The organism is Pseudovibrio sp. W64, from assembly GCF_001623145.1.
Taxonomy (GTDB): domain Bacteria; phylum Pseudomonadota; class Alphaproteobacteria; order Rhizobiales; family Stappiaceae; genus Pseudovibrio.
In genome coordinates, this window is sequence record NZ_LMCI01000038.1 from 458,160 (window position 1) to 475,902 (window position 17,743).

Genomic DNA, 17,743 nt, shown 5'->3' on the forward strand with positions numbered 1-17,743 from the left:
CACAATGTCCGATTAATTTAGCCTGGGAGGGAACTATGGCTATCGAAAAAGAGCACATTCAGAAAGATCTGAATGTAGCCGAAACGGGGCTCTTTAAGGGTCTGCACAACGGAATGTCTATCGCAGCCAAGGCTATGGTTGCTGCCTTTGTTGTGTTCACGATTTTGAATGTTGATTATGCCGGTGAGCTGTACGGGGCGGTACGCAGCTGGGTCGAAACAGCGCTGAGCTGGTACTACATCTCCTCAGTCATGATCATCTTCTTCATTTGCATTGGCTTGATGGTCAGTCGGTTTGGCTCCATCCGTCTTGGCGATGATGATGCACGTCCGGAATTCAGCAACTTTGCATGGTTTGCAATGCTGTTTTCCGCAAGTGTATCCATTGGCATCATGTTCTTTGGTGTTGCTGAGCCGTTGTTCTACTTCGATAACTCCGCGGGCTGGGGTTATCCAAACAACCCGTTTGCGGATATGGCTGGCCACAATGAGATGAACATGGACCGTGCAGTTGATGCGGTTCGCGTGACCAACTTCCACTGGGGTCTGCATGGTTGGGCGATTTACACCATCACCGGACTTTGCCTTGCGTACTTCTCATTCCGCAAAAAGCTGCCACTGACGTTCCGTAGTGCTCTTTACCCGATCCTCGGCGAGCGCATCTACGGCCCGGCAGGTCATGCGGTTGATCTGCTTGCCGTATTTGGTACCGTGTTCGGCATCGCGACGTCCATGGGGCTTGGCGTAAACCAGATGGCACAGGGCCTGAACGTGCTGTTCGGCGTTGATCCGGGCACGCTTACTCAGATCGCTTTGGTTATCGGTATTTCCATTGTGGCGACACTGTCTGCGGTCTCTGGCATTGGCAAGGGTATTCGTATTCTTTCCGAGTGGAACATCGCTCTAACACTGCTGCTAATCCTGTTCTTTGTTGTGGCAGGTCCATCTCAGTGGCTCGCAAGCTTCTTCCTCACATCCGTTGGCGATTACATGTCCAACTTCCTGTCCATGGGCTTCTGGACCGCAAGTGAACCGGGCGATGTGAAATGGCAGGGTGGCTGGACCATGTTCTACTGGGGTTGGTGGCTTTCCTGGGCACCATTCGTGGGCATGTTCATCGCACGCATCAGCCGTGGCCGTACCATTCGTGAGTTTATGTTCGGCGCGATGCTTGTGCCAACCGTGATGGCCTTCCTCTGGATCACCATTTTTGGCGGCAATGCACTGTTCATTGAAATGAATGCACCAGGCGGTGTTGGTACTGCAGGTCTGATTGACACCGTTAACAGCTGGAACCTTGGTGGCGCGCTCTATGGCACCATTGAGCAGATGACCTCTAATGGCACAATCAGCTGGTTGATTGCAGCACTCACCACCTTCTTGCTGGCGACATGGTTTATCACGTCATCCGACTCCGGCACTTTGGTTATCACGACCATCCTGTCTATGGGCAATGCACACCCACCTAAACAGCATCGTGTGATCTGGGGTGTTGCTCAAGGTGTTGTTGCTGCGGCGCTCTTGTTGGCTGGTGGACTATCCGCTCTGCAAACTGCTGCTATTGCGGCTGCCTTGCCGATCAGTGCTCTTGTGGTTCTCATGTCATGGGGAATTGTGAAATCGCTCATGCAAGATTCAAGTGCAGTGAGAGACCCTCATGAGGAAGTCGCGCCTGACGGAACGGCTCTGGATCGCGAACTGCGAGCTTAATCCGATTTAACGGAAAATGAACGGAATGGGGGCCACATCTGGTCCCCATTCTTTTCCGGCGTGATGACTATGCCGATGTGACAACAATGAAAGACAAAGGGTGTCGCCATGGACCTGAAGCTGAACAACCCAAGCCTGTTGCAATCCGGTGCATATATCGATGGTAGCTTTGTTTCGCGCCAGAAAACCTTTGCAGTCAACAACCCCTCTACAGGTGAACTGATTGCCAATGTTGCCGATTGCTCGCGCTCTGATGTGGTCGATGCCATCACCGCCGCGAAGACTGCGCAAAAAGCATGGGGCAAACGCACAGGCAAGGACCGCGCGCAGGTTCTAAGGCGCTGGTTCGACTTGCTGGTTGAAAATGCAGATGATCTTGCAACCATACTGACCGCGGAAATGGGGAAGCCGGTTGCAGAAGCAAAAGGTGAGATCCTTTACGGTGCCAGCTTCATTGAATGGTTTTCGGAAGAAGCAAAGCGTGTGTACGGCGACACTATTCCGGGCCATCAGGAAGACAAACGCATCATGGTGATCAAGCAGCCAGTCGGGGTTGTTGGAGCGATCACACCATGGAATTTTCCAAATGCGATGATCACCCGCAAAGCTGCGCCTGCACTGGCTGCTGGCTGTGCGATGATCGTAAAACCTGCTGCTGAGACACCTCTTTCCGCGCTTGCTTTGGCATTGCTGGCAGAACAAGCTGGCATCTCAAAAGGCGTGCTGAGCATCCTTCCATCAACGGATGCCGTTGCCGTCGGTGAAGAGCTGTGCACCAACGACATTGTTCAGAAGATCAGCTTCACTGGCTCCACAAATGTTGGCCGCATTCTCATGCGCCAAAGTGCTGACCAGATTAAGAAGCTCTCCCTGGAACTGGGCGGGAATGCACCGTTTATCGTGTTCAATGATGCAGATCTGGACAAGGCCGTTGAAGGTGCACTGATTTCCAAGTTCCGCAATGCCGGCCAAACCTGCGTTTGCTCCAACCGTATCTATGTACAGGATGGTGTTTACGACGCCTTCGCCAAAAAACTTGCGGATGCTGTTCGTAACCTGAGTGTTGGTGATGGCTTCCAATCCGGTGTGACTATCGGACCGCTCATCACAGAAGCTGCCGTTCAAAAGGTGGAATCCCATATCAAGAATGCACTTGAGAAGGGTGCGAATGTTGTGTGTGGTGGTGAGCGCAGCGACAAAGGCGGCACCTTCTTTGAGCCAACCGTACTTGCCAATGTGACTGGTGAGATGGACGTGGCAAGAGAAGAAACGTTCGGTCCGCTTGCTCCACTGTTCCGCTTCAAGGAAGTTGATGAAGCCATTGCAGCAGCGAACGATACCGAGTTCGGCTTGGCCTCTTACTTCTACAGCAATGATCTCTCCACGGTCTACAAAGTGGCGGAAGAGTTGGAGTACGGCATGGTAGGCGTCAACACCGGTCTGATCTCCACTGAAGTTGCACCATTTGGAGGCGTCAAGCAATCCGGACTTGGCCGTGAAGGCTCCAAGTACGGCATCGAAGATTATGTTGAGATGAAATACATCTGCATCAGCGTTTAAGAGAGAAAACAAGAATGTCTGACCGGTTCGAAAAAGGCCTAAAACAACGCAAAGCAACCCTTGGCGCTGACTATGTAGAGGCCAACCTGGCAAAGGCGGACGACTTCAATCGTCCGTTTCAGGAAGCCATGACCGAATGGTGCTGGGGTTTCGGCTGGGGAGATGACGCTATCGATGCACCAACCCGCAGCCTGATGAATCTGGCCATGATCGGCGCACTCGGCAAAATGCACGAATGGGAACTGCACTGCAAAGGTGCATTGCGCAACGGCGTCACCAAAGAACAAATCCGCGCCGCCTGCCACATCGTCGCCATCTACGCCGGCGTCCCCGCCGGAGTAGAATGCTTCCGCAGCGCAAGAAAAGTGCTGGAAGAGGCGGGGGAGTTGTAGAGCCTCTGTTACTAAAAAGTCTTTTTGGGAGCCCTGCTGATGATATCAGCAGGGCTTTTTTGATTACGGCAAGCACTGGGCTTCAGTATTAGTCTTGACCTTCCAGTCACTGGAAGGATTAGAATGTTGGATGCTAAGTTGGGCAGTGCCAGAAGGAATAAGAAAAAGCGGTGCTGTTTTGTGGGCTTGGAGGGATTTGGTTGGGATGGTGAGTATCTCGGCGGTAGCAAAGCACCCTCAAGTCTGAATGGTGTTTGGTAAATCAGGACAGGACCGATGCGTCGTGGATACGCGGTTGTGGCTGGGCTTGCGATTGTAGCAAGTGTTTCGGCTGGGCTAGGGATCTTTATTGGAAGTTCGATGGACCGGACTTCTGCTGGATCAGGCAGTGCTGAAAGTGAAGTTCTATACTGGGTTGCGCCGATGGACCCGAGTTTCCGGCGCGATGCACCTGGAAAGTCTCCTATGGGGATGGATCTTGTTCCTGTTTATGCAGGACAGGATGCTGAGCAATCTGGGAGTTCTGTTGTGCTGTCTCCAAATGTGATTAACAGCATCGGTGTACGCACGGCCACCGCCAGCGTTGAGCCTATCTCAGAGAAAATCGAAAGTGTTGGTTTTGTTGGCTATGACGAGCATCGTTCCAGCCAGGTTCACTTACGTACTGAAGGTTGGATCAAGAAGCTCAACATCCGTGCAATTGGTGATCCCGTTGAGAAGGGAGATTTGCTTTTCACTGTCTATGCGCCAGAGGTGACAGTTGCGAGTGCTGATCTGATCCGGGCTGTGCGCCGGAATGATAAGCAAACCGAGCAGAACATCCGGATCCAACTTCAGAATTACGGTATTGATGACGCCCAGATTGATGAGATGGCTCGGGCGAATACTCCGGCTAGGGTCTTCAAGGTGTATGCTCCCCAATCCGGCGTGGTGACCACATTGGAAGCGGCGGATGGCATGTATCTACAGCCGGATTCCATAGCACTTACTTTGTCTGATATGTCTTCTGTGTGGTTGATGGTGGATGTATTTGAGCAGGACATTGCCCGCCTGAGCAAAAACAGCGATGTGCTTGCGAGCTTTGAGCATCTGCCCGGGCAAGTGCTTGAGGGTCGTATCGATTATATCTACCCGGAATTGGATGCGGTGACGCGCACTCTGCCGGTCCGTCTGCATTTTGACAACTCAGAGGGTGTTTTACGTCCGAACATGTTTGGCCGCGTAACCATCATCCCATCTGAAACGCGACGTGCATTGACAATTCCAGCCAGCGCACTGATCCGCACAGGTTCATTTGATCGGGTTATCCTGCAAACTGAGGAGGGCACGTTTCAGCCACGCATGGTGACGCCGGGCCTGACGGGGCGTTTTGGAGGAGGAAGCAGGACCGAGATCTTACAAGGGCTTGAAGCAGGGGAAGAAGTCGTAACCTCCGCTCAGTTTCTGATTGATAGTGAGAGTTCACTCTCGGCGGGCATGGCCCGCATGTCTTCTGCGCAAGACGGTCCCATCTGGGTTAATGGCACGGTGACTCATTTCGATGCTGAGACAAACTCTGTCACCATTCGACATGATGCCATTGAGGAGTTGCAGTGGCCAGCGATGGAAACGACGTTTGCGGTCCGTGCAAACCTGAAGAACCACGCATTCCAATATGATAGGCCTATTGAGTTTGCTATCTCAAAGGGGTCTGACAAGCGCTTCAGCCTTGTCGATCTGCGAGATGTCAAAGATCAAGCTTCAAAAACAGCACCTGCTGACACGGTGGGGGCCGATGAAAAATGATTGGCTCCATCATACGTGCATCCATCAGGAACCGCGTGATCGTGCTCATGGCCGCTGTGATGCTGACACTTGGTGGCATCTGGGCGCTGAAAGAAACACCGGTTGATGCAATTCCGGATCTGTCTGATGTGCAGGTCATTATCAAAACCCCTTATGACGGACAGGCCCCTCAGGTCATTGAGGATCAGGTAACCTATCCGATCGCCACAGCCATGCTGTCAGTGCCAGACGTGATCGACGTGCGGGGTTTCTCGTTTTATGGCGATTCCTACGTCTATGTGGTTTTTAAGGACGGTACGGACCTTTATTGGGCCAGAAGCCGGGTGCTGGAATACCTTGCTCAGGTTGGAGCCCAACTGCCTGAAGGCGTGACGCCTGAACTGGGTCCAGATGCGACAGGAGTTGGCTGGATTTTTCAGTACGCCCTGATTGACCGGACCGGTCAACATGATCTGGCACAGCTGCGCTCTTTACAGGACTGGTGGTTGAAGTATGAGCTTCAAACTGTCAGCGGTGTGTCGGAAGTGGCAACCATCGGCGGTATGGTCAAGCAGTATCAGGTGGTCGTTGACCCCAACAAACTACGAGCCTATGGCGTGACATTGCCTGCTCTCATGAGCACGATCCAGAACGCGAACCGTGAGACCAGCGGCAGTGTGATTGAGATGGCAGAAGCGGAGTACATGGTCCGAGCAACCGGGTACATCCAATCTATTGAGGATCTTGAGCAAATCCCGATCAAGGTGAATGAGCGTGGTGCAGCTCTCACCCTGAGTGATGTGGCAGACATCCGCCTTGGTCCGCAAATGCGCCGTGGTGTGGCTGACCTGAACGGCGAAGGCGACTCTGTTGGGGCCGTCGTCATTATGCGCTGGGGCGAAAACCCGCTGAGAACACTAGAAGGTGTGCATGCCAAGCTGGAGGAGCTGAAACCGAACCTGCCTGAAGGCGTGGAGATTGTGACCACCTATGACCGGGCTGGGGTGATTGAGCGAGCAATTGATAACCTGACCACAAAACTCTCTGAGGAGTTTCTGGTTGTGGTTCTGGTGTGTGCAGTGTTTCTTCTACACCTCAGGTCTTCGCTGGTCATCTTGATTTCGCTTCCTCTTGGCATTTTGACGGCACTGCTGGTGATGCGTCTACAAGGGGTGAATGCGAACATCATGTCCCTTGGTGGGATCGCTATCGCTATTGGAGCGATGGTTGATGCGGCCATTGTGATGATTGAGGCCATGCATCGACGGCTTGAGAAGGAACCGAATCCCGATAAGAACCGCTGGAAGATTGTCGCCGAATGCTGTTCAGAGGTTGGACCAGCTCTGTTCTATTCACTGGCGATTATTACCATCAGCTTTCTACCGGTGTTCGTGCTGGAAGCGCAGGAAGGTCGTCTGTTCAAGCCGCTTGCGTTCACTAAAACCTATGCCATGGCGGCTGCGTCTATTCTCAGCATCACGCTTGTGCCAGTGCTGATGGGATATTTCGTGCGAGGACGCATTCATCCTGAGGCCAAGAACCCGGTCAATCGATTGTGCATCGCTTTGTACCGGCCCGCGCTTGCAGGCGTTATTGCCTGGCCTAAAACAACGATCATTTTTGCGCTGGTTCTGGTTGCGTCCATTCTTGTGCCGCTGAACCGGATTGGGTCTGAGTTCATGCCGGAGTTGAAGGAAGGTGACTTTCTTTACATGCCGTCGCTGTACACCGGTGTTTCTATAGGTAAGGCGCGTGAGTTACTTCAGCAGACTGACCGTATGATCATGCAGGTGCCTGAAGTAAAGACCGTTCACGGCAAACTTGGACGCGCTGAAACAGCAACAGATCCAGCTCCACTGACCATGTTTGAAACCACCATTCAGCTGAAGCCGCAAGATCAGTGGCGTGAAGGGATGACGCTTGAGAAAATTCGGCAAGAACTGGATAAGTCAGTGCAAGTTCCCGGCCTGACTAACGTCTGGATCCAACCAATCAAGAACCGTATTGATATGCTTGCGACTGGTATGAAAACACCTGTCGGTGTCAAAGTGTCTGGACCTGACTTACAAGTCATTCAAGATATTGCAGTGAAGATTGAGGGCCTCGTGAAAGGCGTAGAGGGGACACTTTCCTCCTACGCAGAGCGCCCAAGAGGTGCGCGCTTTATCGAGATTGATATCGATCGTAATGCCGCGGCTCGCTATATGCTGAATATCAAGGATGTTCAGGATGTGGTGCAAACCGCGATTGGTGGAATGGATATCACCGAAAGCGTTGAGGGTTTGGAGCGATACCCCATCAATTTGCGCTATCCTCAAGATTGGAGAAGCAGCCCGGATCAACTTGAGAAACTCCCTGTTGTGACACCATCGGGTGCGCATATTCCGCTTGGAGCTGTCTCTGATATCAACATTGTTGACGGCCCCGGTATGATCCGCTCAGAGAATGCGCGACCAACAGGTTTTGTTTTCATTGATATCGAGGGACGAGACCTTGGCGGTTATGTCAGCGAAGCACAAGAACTGGTTGCTTCCGAAGTTAAAATCCCTGCTGGCTACTCGATCACATGGTCAGGACAGTATGAGTATATCGAGCGTGTTCAGGAACGCTTACAGTTGGTTGCGCCCGTGACATTGCTGATCATCACTCTGATGCTTTTCCTCGCATTCAACCGCGTGGGTGAAGTGGCAATCATTCTGACGTCTCTGCCAGTCGCGCTGACAGGCGGTGTTTGGTTTGTTTACGCTCTGGGGTTTGACTTGTCGGTTGCCGTACTGGTCGGCTTCATTGCCCTGGCAGGCGTGGCTGTCGAAACAGCCATCGTGATGTTGTTGTACCTGAACCTTTCCTGGGACAAGCGCGTGGCGTTTGCCAGGAAAGAACACAAGGTCCTCACCGCAAAAGATATCCTTGATGCCGTTGTCGAGGGTGCCCTGTTACGATTGCGGCCAAAAGTGATGACCGTGGCAACCATCTTTGCCGGGTTGATACCGATCATGCTGGGCAGTGCAACAGGCTCAGAGATCATGAAACGGATTGCAGCCCCAATGGTTGGCGGCATGATCACCGCAACACTGCTGACACTCTTCGTTATTCCGGCAATTTATGTGCTTTGGAAGAGAGCCCGACTATCTGCCTTGAATAAAATCACCGCAGAAGAAGCCAGTGAAAGTCTGGAGAAAACAAAGACTAAGTGATGTTTCGCTGTCATTTACCTGATGGCCAAAGTCTTTTCATTTTCCTGATGATTTTAGTCTTGACCTTCCAGTCGCTGGAACCCTTAGGGTGCCTTCAATAGACAATGAAATGGTGAAATTATGTCCCACAGTTCAACACTGAAAATGCAAGTCGAAGGCATGAATTGTGCGTCTTGCGTCGGTCGTGTCGAGAAAGCACTCAAGAGTATTTCGGGTGTGGCGAACGCCTCTGTCAATCTTGCAACAGAAAGCGTACAGGTCAATTACGATGAGACCCTCACGCCGCAAGATGTGGCCGATGCGCTTCAGAAAGCTGGCTATCCAGCGCTCACAGAAAGCATCACCTTTGGTGTTGGGAACCTGAACTGCGCGTCTTGTGTGGGACGAGCTGAAAAGGCTTTGCGAGCCGGAAATGGTGTTCTGGAAGCCAATGTTAATCTGGCAACAGAAAGTGCGACAGTGCATTACGCAGGGGGGGCGATAACACCCTCCGCGATTGCTGAACTGGTCACCTCAGCAGGGTATCCTGCTACATTGGACAAGACCGAGCCTGCGGAAGCGGCTCACCGCAAAACAGATGAAATCCGTCTGCTCAAGAGCAAGGTGTTGCTCGCTGCCGTGCTGGCACTTCCAGTTTTTCTTATCGAAATGGGAAGTCACTTCATTCCCGGCGTCCATATGCTTGTTGAGAATTCTCTTGGTTTGCAAAACAGTTATTACCTGCAGTTCGTCCTGACGACTGTTGTGCTCTTTGGACCTGGCCGACATTTCTACACCAAGGGCTTCCCGTCGCTCTTAAAAGGCGCGCCGGATATGAACTCTTTGGTCGCGCTTGGGACCTCCGCCGCTTATGTATTCTCTCTCGTTTCAACTTTTACGCCGCAGTTGCTCCCGGCGGGAACCGTAAACGTCTATTACGAGGCCGCAGCTGTAATTGTCGTCCTCATCTTGCTAGGCCGCTTTCTGGAGGCACGCGCCAAAGGCAGAACTGGCGAGGCGATCCAGAAACTCGTTGGCATGCAGGCTAAAACCGCGCGTGTTGAGCGCGATGGCGTGGCGACAGAAGTCCCGATTGAAGAGATCATTGTGGGTGATGTCATTCAGGTGCGCCCAGGTGAAAAGATCGCTGTGGATGGTGCCGTTGTCTCAGGTTCTTCCTTCGTGGATGAGAGCATGATTACAGGTGAGCCAATTCCGGTTGAAAAGGCCTCTGGTGACGATGTTGTCGGCGCAACAATCAATGGCACAGGTGCCTTAAGCGTGCGTGCAAGCAAAGTTGGCAATGATACCGTTCTCTCCCAAATCATTCAGATGGTGGAACAGGCTCAGGGTGCCAAGCTGCCAATTCAGGGATTGGTCGACAAAATCACGTCGTGGTTTGTGCCAGCCGTGATTACTATTGCGATCCTCACCGTTGCTGTGTGGTTCCTGTTTGGTCCCGATCCCGCGCTTAGTCTTGCTTTGGTCGCGGGTGTTGCTGTGCTTATCATCGCTTGCCCATGTGCCATGGGGCTTGCAACGCCAACCTCCATTATGGTTGGTACAGGTCGCGCAGCCGAACTTGGCGTCCTGTTCCGCAAAGGCGATGCGTTGCAGATGCTTCAGGAAACCAAGGTGGTTGCCTTGGACAAGACCGGCACGCTCACTGCCGGACATCCGGAACTGACAGATATTATCCTGCATGAAGGTTTTGAGGAGGAAGATGTTCTGCGATTGGTCGCAGCAGTTGAGCAAAGCTCCGAACACCCCATTGCAAAGGCGATTGTGCAGGCCGTCGAAGAGCGTGGCATTGCACTTCCAAAACCAGAGAGCTTTAACTCTCTGACCGGATTTGGCGTCAGCGCAGTTGTGCAGGGGCACGATGTTCTGGTTGGTGCAGATCGGTTGATGGACCGTGAAGGTATTGCACTGGAACAGCTTTCTGTTGATGCAACTGTACTTGCAACTAGAGGAAAAACCCCGCTTTACGTCGCTATTGATGGAAAAATTGCAGCGGTAATTGCAGTTGCTGACCCAATCAAGAAGACAACTCCAGATGCGATCAAGTCCCTTCATGAGCTTGGCTTGAAGGTTGTGATGATCACGGGTGATAACCAGAAGACAGCTAACGCCATTGCAGCCGAACTTGGCATCGACAGCGTGGTTGCCGAAGTTCTGCCTGACGGCAAAGTCCGTGCGCTGGAAGACTTGCGTAAGAACGCTTCTGGTAAACTGGCCTTCGTGGGCGATGGCATCAATGATGCGCCTGCTCTGGCAGCAGCAGATGTTGGTATTGCCATTGGAACTGGCACTGATGTGGCAATTGAAGCCGCGGATGTCGTTCTGATGGCAGGAGATCTGAACGGTGTGGTCAATGCGTTCCATATCAGCCAGCAAACCATGCGCAACATCCGCCAGAACCTGTTCTGGGCATTCAGTTACAATACACTGCTGATCCCGGTTGCTGCTGGCGTGTTATATCCATTCGGTGGCCCGCTTCTGTCTCCTGTTCTGGCAGCAGGTGCGATGGCACTTTCAAGCGTGTTTGTCTTAACCAACGCTTTGCGGTTACGCTGGATCAAAGCAACAACTGCGTATTAAGAGGGATGGAACGACGATGAATATTGGCGAAGTAGCAGAACGCTCCGGCATCCCGACCAAGACCATCCGTTATTATGAGGATATTGGGTTCCTTCATCCCAAACGGAATGAAAACGGCTATCGGATCTTTGAGGAAACGGAGCTGCACAAGCTGACATTCATCGGCCGCGCCCGTTCCCTCGGATTCAACATCGAAGAGTGCCGGGCCTTGCTGGCACTCTATGAAGACAAAGAGCGCGGTAGCTCTGACGTCAAAAAGATCGCGCAACAACACGTCAAAGAAATCGAGGCTAAAATCGTCGACCTCATCGCCATGCGCGACACACTCACCCACCTCATAACCGCCTGCGCCGGCGACCACCGCCCCGACTGCCCAATCCTTGATAATTTGAGTAACGGGAAGAGGGAACAGGGGTGATCAGGAAATCGTGACCACAGGCCTGGACATTTTCATCCAGTTCTTATGGACAGCTCAGCCTTTCTTATGACAACCTTTAGGCAGATCAATTAGTTAAAGGGTGGCATTGTGCTTCTGAATACTCCTGTTTGTGACTTTGGTTGGAAGGCACCGGATTTTACGCTTAAGGACCCTGATGGAAATAATTTCACCATGTCGGAGTGTATTGGTGAAAAGGGGCTCCTGATTGCGTTTATTTGCAACCATTGTCCTTATGTGCAGGCGATTGGAGATCGTTTGGCGGCAGATACCAGCTTGCTCATCTCTGAAGGCTTTGGGGTTTTAGCAGTGATGTCCAATGACTATCACTCGGTTTCCGCAGATGCTCCGCGCAAGATGAAAGACTTTTCGCAACTGTATGGCTTTGAATTTCCTTATCTGGTTGATGAAAACCAAACAGTAGGAAAGAGATATGGTGCAGTTTGCACGCCAGACTTCTTTGGTCTCAACAGTAAAGGTGAGCTACAATACCGTGGCCGCTTAGATGATGCAGGATTTAACGACCCAGCCGCACGCAAAACCGAGCTTTTGGATGCGATGCAGTTAATTTCAGAAACAGGTCGAGGACCTGAAGAACAAATCCCAAGCATGGGATGTTCGATCAAGTGGTCAAATTAGTTCCATAAGGTTGGTTATACGAAATTGAAATTGCAATTACCTCAGTAATATCAACGCGCTCGCGATTAAACATCAACAAATAAGTCACCTATAACTATGTTGATGTCTATCGCACTATCAGAATATTTTGTTCCAATAACTGTAGTATTCAATGCGCGATATTAAACTAACCTCCTTAGAGGAACAGCTCGAAATACATGAGCATGAAGCCAAACAACTACGAAAATGTGTACGTGAGCGACGTAATTTTTTGCGAAAATTGCGCGAATTCAATGAACTTATCAACAGCATTCAACACGATGTTGACCCTGAAGCCTTCGCAGCAGAGCACGGCCTGAGCGTTGAAACCGTGCTTGCATGGCACAAAAAAGCCGTCCAGAAGCGCGATGCGGTAGCGCTTGAACGGCGAAACAGAGAAATCAGACGGTTGGCGAATTCGGGAATGACAAACAAGGAGCTGGGGTTCCGGTTCCGGCTGCACCCTAATTCCGTAGGACGTATATTAAACCGAGCACAGCGAGAGCTAACGCCCCGTAAGATGCCAATCGTGCCCTATTGGAAGTACCGCCTTGGGATTGAGGACTAGGCCAGCCGATTTCCAGCCCAGTCCAACCAGAAGCAAACAGCTCGGACAGATTGACATTGCCCGAACCAGTCCCGACACGATCGCAAGATTTCATGCGCAGAAAACCGGGATTGGTCGGCATTTCTTCCCAGCCGCAAGGCGCGGTCAAAGTACCAGCATGTACAGCCATTATTTTTTGACCTTGGAAAGGATGAAGGCCGCACCAGCAATAACAAGCACAGTCTTAATCTGGCGCTTTCTGCGTTCTTCAGCAGCACCGGGCACCCATTCAACCAGCCAATTCGGGATGTAGTCGTAAAGCGTTCCCATTATTTCTGCCCTTCTTTGAGGTAGATTGCAGCCGCCCCGGTCAGGCCGATCAGCAGAGCATTGAACCAGTTGCCTGCGCTCAGCTCGTTTGCTGCTGCCGTCGCAATCTGCTCAGCCTGTTCAGGTTGTCCATAACCAGAGGCTAGAGACAAGCTATAAGCCACCATTCCAATTCCAGCCATAGAAGACGGCTCTGTTAGTCGTTCCCGCATTTCTCAGCTTCCTTTTCTTCTAGTTTTTCAATCTGCGTAGAGTGGCGCTCTACGATGGTTTCCAGCACCGCCATGCTTTTCGTGTTCTGGACAAGCTGAACAGCCACCCAGCCCAACAACCCAGCAGTCAGCGCATTCAGGATCATGGAAGGATCAAGGCTCAAATCAGTTTCCCCTTCTTTGCCACCAGATACAGCGCACCCGCTGCAATGAGGAGCTTGGAGGATTGGTTGAGCTTTTCAGAGGTGTATCCAACCCCGAAAATCCCGGCGACGGCCAAAGCGCCCCATGCCAGCACAGGCATTACGCAATCCCCGTATAGAACTTGTGTTTACCGATCTGTGCCGTCATGCGAGCATTTGGGCTATTTGTGATCCAGTAAGGCTGTGCAAAGTAAGAGGCGTAGTAGTGATCAGCCCCGCCTGTTACATCTGTGAGAAGCCCCTGTTCAGCAGAGCGCGCAATATCAATGCACTGATCAAAGAGTGTATTTGCCCCAGGCTGAAGGTCTTTAATCTTCGCCCGATTGGGATCACCTTCATTCCAGCACGAAAATTGGTAGCTCTGGAGACACACACGCTCAATGGTATTTGGAAAGCGCCGGGACTTAACGCGGTTCATCACCACATTCGCAACCGCTTGCTTGCCTTCCCAAGGCGAACCGCGTGCTTCACCATAAAGCGTACGCGCTAGAACGAGCACAGCGCGACTGACATTGATAACGCCAGTTGCAGACCCGGAAGGACTTGCGGGCTTATTGTTTTTCATTTCCCGACCTCCAAAAGTATCTGAAAACCAGCCCGTAACACCGCCAAGCCAGTCAAAATTGAGATCCGTGCTAGGTGTTTCACGGTTTGGATTATTGGGAACTGGGGAGCTTGGCGAAGACCCCGGCGAGGTTACAACCGCATACCCTCTGGCTTGCGCCAGATAGAGCGCCATCATGCCCCCGGCCCCAGCAAGCGTCACAAGTGCAGCAGCCTTCCCCATCACATCCCCGGCAGTTTGTCGTAAGACAGAGAAAGCGTTAGAGAGCCGCCACCTGTACCACCACGCACGGCAACGCCAGCAGGTACAAATATCGGGTATTGTGACTTCATCAGTGCTCGCTCACGAATTATGTAAAACGCATCCCCAATGATCAGCGCAAAACTCTCCACGGCATCCGCATTGACAACGATATGCCGAATAATGATCCCGTTCGGGTTTTCAGCAGCGCTAATAATGGTTTGGCCATGAGTGCCAGCTATCCAGTCTTCAATGTCGCCGCCATCAAAGCCCGTGTCCCTTGTTAGGGTTTTCTTGTATTGCCCGATCATCACACCACCTCCCAAACGCTAATCACACCATTCGGATTGCCTTGAACCCGAGCCGTCATTGCATTTGTTGCTTGCGTCTCAAAAACGGCAAGAGGTTCCAACCAAATCCCGTAATCAATGATCACCACCCCAGGACTAATATTCTGAATGCGGATTGATTTGCGATCTGCATTGGCAGGGATTGGCTTGCCTGTTTGATTGACGCTGATTTTTGTCAGCGTTCCAATCTTTGGAGCACTGGCATCAAGAACCTTTAGAGGATCAGCGTCTTCAGTCCTCACCTTGATTGCTTCAACATCCGTTTGAACCGTGACAGGTGCCCCGGCACTGAAATTCAAGCGGCTGTCATTGAGCTTCACGCCATTGGCGACAACAATTCGATAGGACAAATCCGCATTACTCGGATTTTCTAAAATGACCTTTTTGAACGACAATTCGGGATTAAGCTCAATGCCGTTTTCAACGAGCATTCGCCCACCCATAGACGGAAACTGGATGGTGAACTCGCGATCTGAAGCCATGCAGCGAACGGAGGTTCCCTCAATGTCGATTTCACGGCGACCACCAGCGGCAAGCGTTCCTGCATATTCTGAGATGTTTACGTTCATAGCTTCTTAGCCGCGACGTACGCAGCCCCCATAATTGCAACAGCGATCAAAAGGCGATTGTCGCGGCTGAGCTTGCTGGCAGCAGGGTTTTCAACCTCCCCGCTCGTTACACTGGAAACGGCATTGGCAGTTGACAGGCTGGCAACATCAAGCGACTTGGAAACCAGTTCATACGCTCCGGTGACGGCATTGATGCTTGCATCAAGGATTTCCTCCGGCACCTGATCCAGTTCGATGATTGCCCCATCACCTGCAGAAATGGCTACGCCATTGCCCTCAGAGACAACGCGGCGATCTGTGTTGTAGACCTTGGAACTAGCAGAAGTGCTAGATTTTGTTTGACCTCCCAGACACATCAGACCATGAACCTCATCAATGTTGCGACAGGCCCGAAATCCAGAGCGCTCAAAGCTCTTTCCATGGCTGGACGATCAACAGAAACCAAAATCCGATCACAGTCTTCCAACCGCGCTAGTTCGACAAAGGCGTCTTTTAGCAGCGGCAACCACTTCACGAATTTGGCTTTTGAACCGTTGAGCGCAACAACCGTCAACTCCCGGCCATTGTTGCACTCATGAATTTGATAGGCAGCTGCAAGCATGAGTTCGCCGCCATCGCGTACGGTAAAAGCGCGGCAGTCATCAAGTCTGGAGGCTGCATCAGTACACTCAGGATGGTACTTTTCAGCAGCTTCCACGAGATAGGTCACCACATCGCCAGTAACCATTTCATTTGTATTGATTTCAGGCATTACAGCTTTTTCCTCATGAAATAGAAGCCACCAACTGCAACGGCGATAACCAGCAAAACAGGCAAGCCAACAGCAGAACGAGAGCCCAATGGGTTCCATGGTGCAGGGTTCCAATTGGCATAAACTGACTGCCCGCCACCACCAGAGACCGCAGGCCCAGCATGACCGCCAGTCAAATTGAGCGGAGGAAGTGGAGGAACCGGAACCGTCATTTTTTAATCACCATGTAGGCTGCGAAGATGCCCATAGCGCCAATGGCAACCATGGGCTTCCAGTTGGTCGGAGGTGGAATGTGAAGGACACCACCTCGCTGTGGACCTCCCCCGCCAGATTGAGGAGGCTGAGAGGTGACTTGCCCTTCCAGAGAATTCCAACTCCCAACCAGATCGCCCGCACTATCAAGCAAGCCACCAGCTGTATTGCTCAGACCGGAAAAGAAACCACCCAGACTATCAAAGAAGCCGCCACCGGAAGCCGTTGGCGCGTTGGACTGTGGCGGAGGCGCACTCGCAGACCCCGTCGCAGTTGGGGTTGGGTTAAATTGAGCCCAACCCTCTGCAATCCGATCAAACGGGCTCATTAGTTAGGAGCGCCGAGATACTCAAGGATTTGCGTGAAGGAATTGGCCTTCGCCATCTCGTATTCCTGCTTGATAGGAACCGAGAAGCCATCCGCCTTTGTCAGCTTGAGGAAATGCCCGATACGTTCTGTTCGATCAAAGCGTACAGCGAATACATCATCTACCAAGCCCCCACCATGGGTGCGCAGTGTCTCATTCGCGATTGCACGTGGCAGGTCATAAGCGACGTAGCCATTGCGCTCAATCTTCACAGACTTGATGTCTCCAGCTTCTTTTTCAAAGCCGTACATTGCGTGGATGTCACCAAGGTTCGGGATTTGATCGACTGTCAGAATGCCAGTTGTCGAGACTTGAACCTGAGAGCGGGTGAACTTCTTGATCAGCAAAGGCGCATCAACGTTATCGTATTCAGCATAACACTTGATGCTCGGATTGCTCGCAGCTGCATCCAGCTCCACTTCAATTTGAAAGGAACTTGCCTTCCCCTGAAGCGACCACGCGGTTGCATCTTCTCCGTTAGGAGTACGCCGCCAAGGCTCGGAGAAATTGAGTGGAATGATGCCATTGGAAAGATTCACACCTTTAATGCTCAAAATGGCATACTGCTCTCTAGCAGACAGCTCCCACTGTGGAACGCCATTCAGCATCACCCGAATATTCTTTACAGCGTCTTGAATTGTGGAGCGTGTGGCAAGCGTGGTGCCAGCGCGGTATTCGAGAATGATTTTGTGATAACGACGATCAGTTGGCAGCGTCACCGTTGCCTTTTCGCCGGGAACCACGTTGTGAAACGGGTTCATGAGTTCTGTACGACGCATCATAGTCAGACGGCCTTTCTTGTTCTTATTGTTTTTGGTGAAAGGCCAGATTAGGCGTCGAAACCGTCAATCGCGCTTGCGACGTAGGTATTTGAGCGGAACTGGTTCATAATATAACCAGCAAGGAATACGCCGACAATGACGACCCCAACCGCTTTGATATCGCTATTACCAATCTTTGGCATGGTTTAACCCTGTTGCTTGAGGAGAGGACGAACCACCATTTCAAAAATCGCCATTGCGGCGACACTGGAAATGATTGTGATAAGCACTTGTTTTTGCA

Annotated in this window: 22 protein-coding genes; 9 read left to right on the forward strand and 13 right to left on the reverse strand. The window is 51.7% G+C overall.

Annotation, left to right across the window (positions count from 1 at the left end):
* Window positions 1-35: 35 nt before the first annotated feature.
* From PsW64_RS18650 to PsW64_RS18690, 9 genes are all read left to right on the forward strand, one after another.
* A complete protein-coding gene (locus tag PsW64_RS18650) occupies window positions 36-1,709 on the forward strand; it encodes a BCCT family transporter (protein ID WP_063287751.1) in 1,674 nt (557 codons plus the stop codon).
* Window positions 1,710-1,817: 108 nt separating this feature from the next.
* Window positions 1,818-3,269, forward strand: a complete 1,452-nt coding sequence (locus PsW64_RS18655; protein ID WP_063304531.1) for an NAD-dependent succinate-semialdehyde dehydrogenase — start codon at window positions 1,818-1,820, stop codon at window positions 3,267-3,269.
* A gap of 14 nt (window positions 3,270-3,283) precedes the next feature.
* Window positions 3,284-3,661 carry a carboxymuconolactone decarboxylase family protein gene (locus PsW64_RS18660; RefSeq protein WP_063295772.1) on the forward strand — a complete coding sequence of 126 codons (378 nt, stop codon included), beginning with the start codon at window positions 3,284-3,286 and terminating at the stop codon, window positions 3,659-3,661.
* A gap of 276 nt (window positions 3,662-3,937) precedes the next feature.
* Window positions 3,938-5,446, forward strand: a complete 1,509-nt coding sequence (locus PsW64_RS18665; RefSeq protein WP_063304532.1) for an efflux RND transporter periplasmic adaptor subunit — start codon at window positions 3,938-3,940, stop codon at window positions 5,444-5,446.
* Window positions 5,443-8,622, forward strand: a complete 3,180-nt coding sequence (locus PsW64_RS18670) for an efflux RND transporter permease subunit (RefSeq protein ID WP_063304533.1) — start codon at window positions 5,443-5,445, stop codon at window positions 8,620-8,622. The genes PsW64_RS18665 and PsW64_RS18670 overlap by 4 nt, the downstream gene beginning before the upstream one ends.
* Window positions 8,623-8,742: 120 nt before the next feature.
* Window positions 8,743-11,202 (forward strand): heavy metal translocating P-type ATPase, encoded by a 2,460-nt coding sequence (locus PsW64_RS18675; protein WP_208980878.1) that lies wholly within the window; start codon window positions 8,743-8,745, stop codon window positions 11,200-11,202.
* A 16-nt stretch (window positions 11,203-11,218) separates the two neighbouring features.
* The gene (gene cueR, locus PsW64_RS18680; protein ID WP_063304534.1) at window positions 11,219-11,620 is read left to right on the forward strand and encodes a Cu(I)-responsive transcriptional regulator; all 402 of its coding nucleotides are present in this window, start codon (window positions 11,219-11,221) and stop codon (window positions 11,618-11,620) included.
* A 108-nt stretch (window positions 11,621-11,728) separates the two neighbouring features.
* Complete coding sequence (locus PsW64_RS18685; protein WP_063304535.1) at window positions 11,729-12,277, forward strand: thioredoxin family protein; 549 nt, start codon at window positions 11,729-11,731, stop codon at window positions 12,275-12,277.
* A gap of 151 nt (window positions 12,278-12,428) precedes the next feature.
* Window positions 12,429-12,863 (forward strand): hypothetical protein, encoded by a 435-nt coding sequence (locus tag PsW64_RS18690; RefSeq protein ID WP_063304536.1) that lies wholly within the window; start codon window positions 12,429-12,431, stop codon window positions 12,861-12,863.
* A gap of 168 nt (window positions 12,864-13,031) precedes the next feature.
* Here the strand turns inward: PsW64_RS18690 and PsW64_RS27650 are convergent, their stop codons facing one another.
* Genes PsW64_RS27650 through PsW64_RS28350 form a run of 13 tightly spaced genes read right to left on the reverse strand, consistent with a single transcriptional unit; the run spans window position 13,032 to window position 17,645 of the window.
* Window positions 13,032-13,172 carry a hypothetical protein gene (locus tag PsW64_RS27650; protein WP_193757824.1) on the reverse strand — a complete coding sequence of 47 codons (141 nt, stop codon included), beginning with the start codon at window positions 13,170-13,172 and terminating at the stop codon, window positions 13,032-13,034.
* Entirely contained in the window at window positions 13,172-13,384 is a 213-nt protein-coding gene (locus PsW64_RS18695) for a hypothetical protein (RefSeq protein ID WP_153042393.1), read from the reverse strand. The genes PsW64_RS27650 and PsW64_RS18695 overlap by 1 nt, the downstream gene beginning before the upstream one ends.
* Entirely contained in the window at window positions 13,369-13,548 is a 180-nt protein-coding gene (locus PsW64_RS18700; protein WP_063304538.1) for a hypothetical protein, read from the reverse strand. Before PsW64_RS18700 ends, PsW64_RS18695 begins: the two co-directional genes overlap by 16 nt.
* On the reverse strand, window positions 13,545-13,688 hold the full coding sequence (locus tag PsW64_RS27655; protein ID WP_193757825.1) for a hypothetical protein: 144 nt from the start codon (window positions 13,686-13,688) through the stop codon (window positions 13,545-13,547). Before PsW64_RS27655 ends, PsW64_RS18700 begins: the two co-directional genes overlap by 4 nt.
* Window positions 13,688-14,374: a cell wall hydrolase gene (locus tag PsW64_RS18705; RefSeq protein WP_063304539.1), complete on the reverse strand. Its 687-nt coding sequence runs from the start codon at window positions 14,372-14,374 to the stop codon at window positions 13,688-13,690. The genes PsW64_RS27655 and PsW64_RS18705 overlap by 1 nt, the downstream gene beginning before the upstream one ends.
* Window positions 14,374-14,703, reverse strand: coding sequence for a hypothetical protein (locus PsW64_RS18710; RefSeq protein WP_063304540.1), 330 nt, complete (start codon window positions 14,701-14,703; stop codon window positions 14,374-14,376). The genes PsW64_RS18705 and PsW64_RS18710 overlap by 1 nt, the downstream gene beginning before the upstream one ends.
* Window positions 14,703-15,311 carry a hypothetical protein gene (locus PsW64_RS18715; RefSeq protein WP_063304541.1) on the reverse strand — a complete coding sequence of 203 codons (609 nt, stop codon included), beginning with the start codon at window positions 15,309-15,311 and terminating at the stop codon, window positions 14,703-14,705. The genes PsW64_RS18710 and PsW64_RS18715 overlap by 1 nt, the downstream gene beginning before the upstream one ends.
* A complete protein-coding gene (locus tag PsW64_RS18720; protein WP_063304542.1) occupies window positions 15,308-15,667 on the reverse strand; it encodes a hypothetical protein in 360 nt (119 codons plus the stop codon). The genes PsW64_RS18715 and PsW64_RS18720 overlap by 4 nt, the downstream gene beginning before the upstream one ends.
* Window positions 15,667-16,062: a hypothetical protein gene (locus PsW64_RS18725; RefSeq protein ID WP_063304543.1), complete on the reverse strand. Its 396-nt coding sequence runs from the start codon at window positions 16,060-16,062 to the stop codon at window positions 15,667-15,669. Before PsW64_RS18725 ends, PsW64_RS18720 begins: the two co-directional genes overlap by 1 nt.
* The gene (locus tag PsW64_RS18730) at window positions 16,062-16,274 is read right to left on the reverse strand and encodes a hypothetical protein (protein WP_063304544.1); all 213 of its coding nucleotides are present in this window, start codon (window positions 16,272-16,274) and stop codon (window positions 16,062-16,064) included. Before PsW64_RS18730 ends, PsW64_RS18725 begins: the two co-directional genes overlap by 1 nt.
* A complete protein-coding gene (locus PsW64_RS18735; protein WP_063304545.1) occupies window positions 16,271-16,642 on the reverse strand; it encodes a hypothetical protein in 372 nt (123 codons plus the stop codon). Before PsW64_RS18735 ends, PsW64_RS18730 begins: the two co-directional genes overlap by 4 nt.
* Window positions 16,642-17,463 carry a major capsid protein P2 gene (locus PsW64_RS18740; protein WP_063304546.1) on the reverse strand — a complete coding sequence of 274 codons (822 nt, stop codon included), beginning with the start codon at window positions 17,461-17,463 and terminating at the stop codon, window positions 16,642-16,644. Before PsW64_RS18740 ends, PsW64_RS18735 begins: the two co-directional genes overlap by 1 nt.
* A gap of 47 nt (window positions 17,464-17,510) precedes the next feature.
* Window positions 17,511-17,645: a hypothetical protein gene (locus tag PsW64_RS28350; protein ID WP_275078092.1), complete on the reverse strand. Its 135-nt coding sequence runs from the start codon at window positions 17,643-17,645 to the stop codon at window positions 17,511-17,513.
* Window positions 17,646-17,743 lie beyond the last annotated feature (98 nt).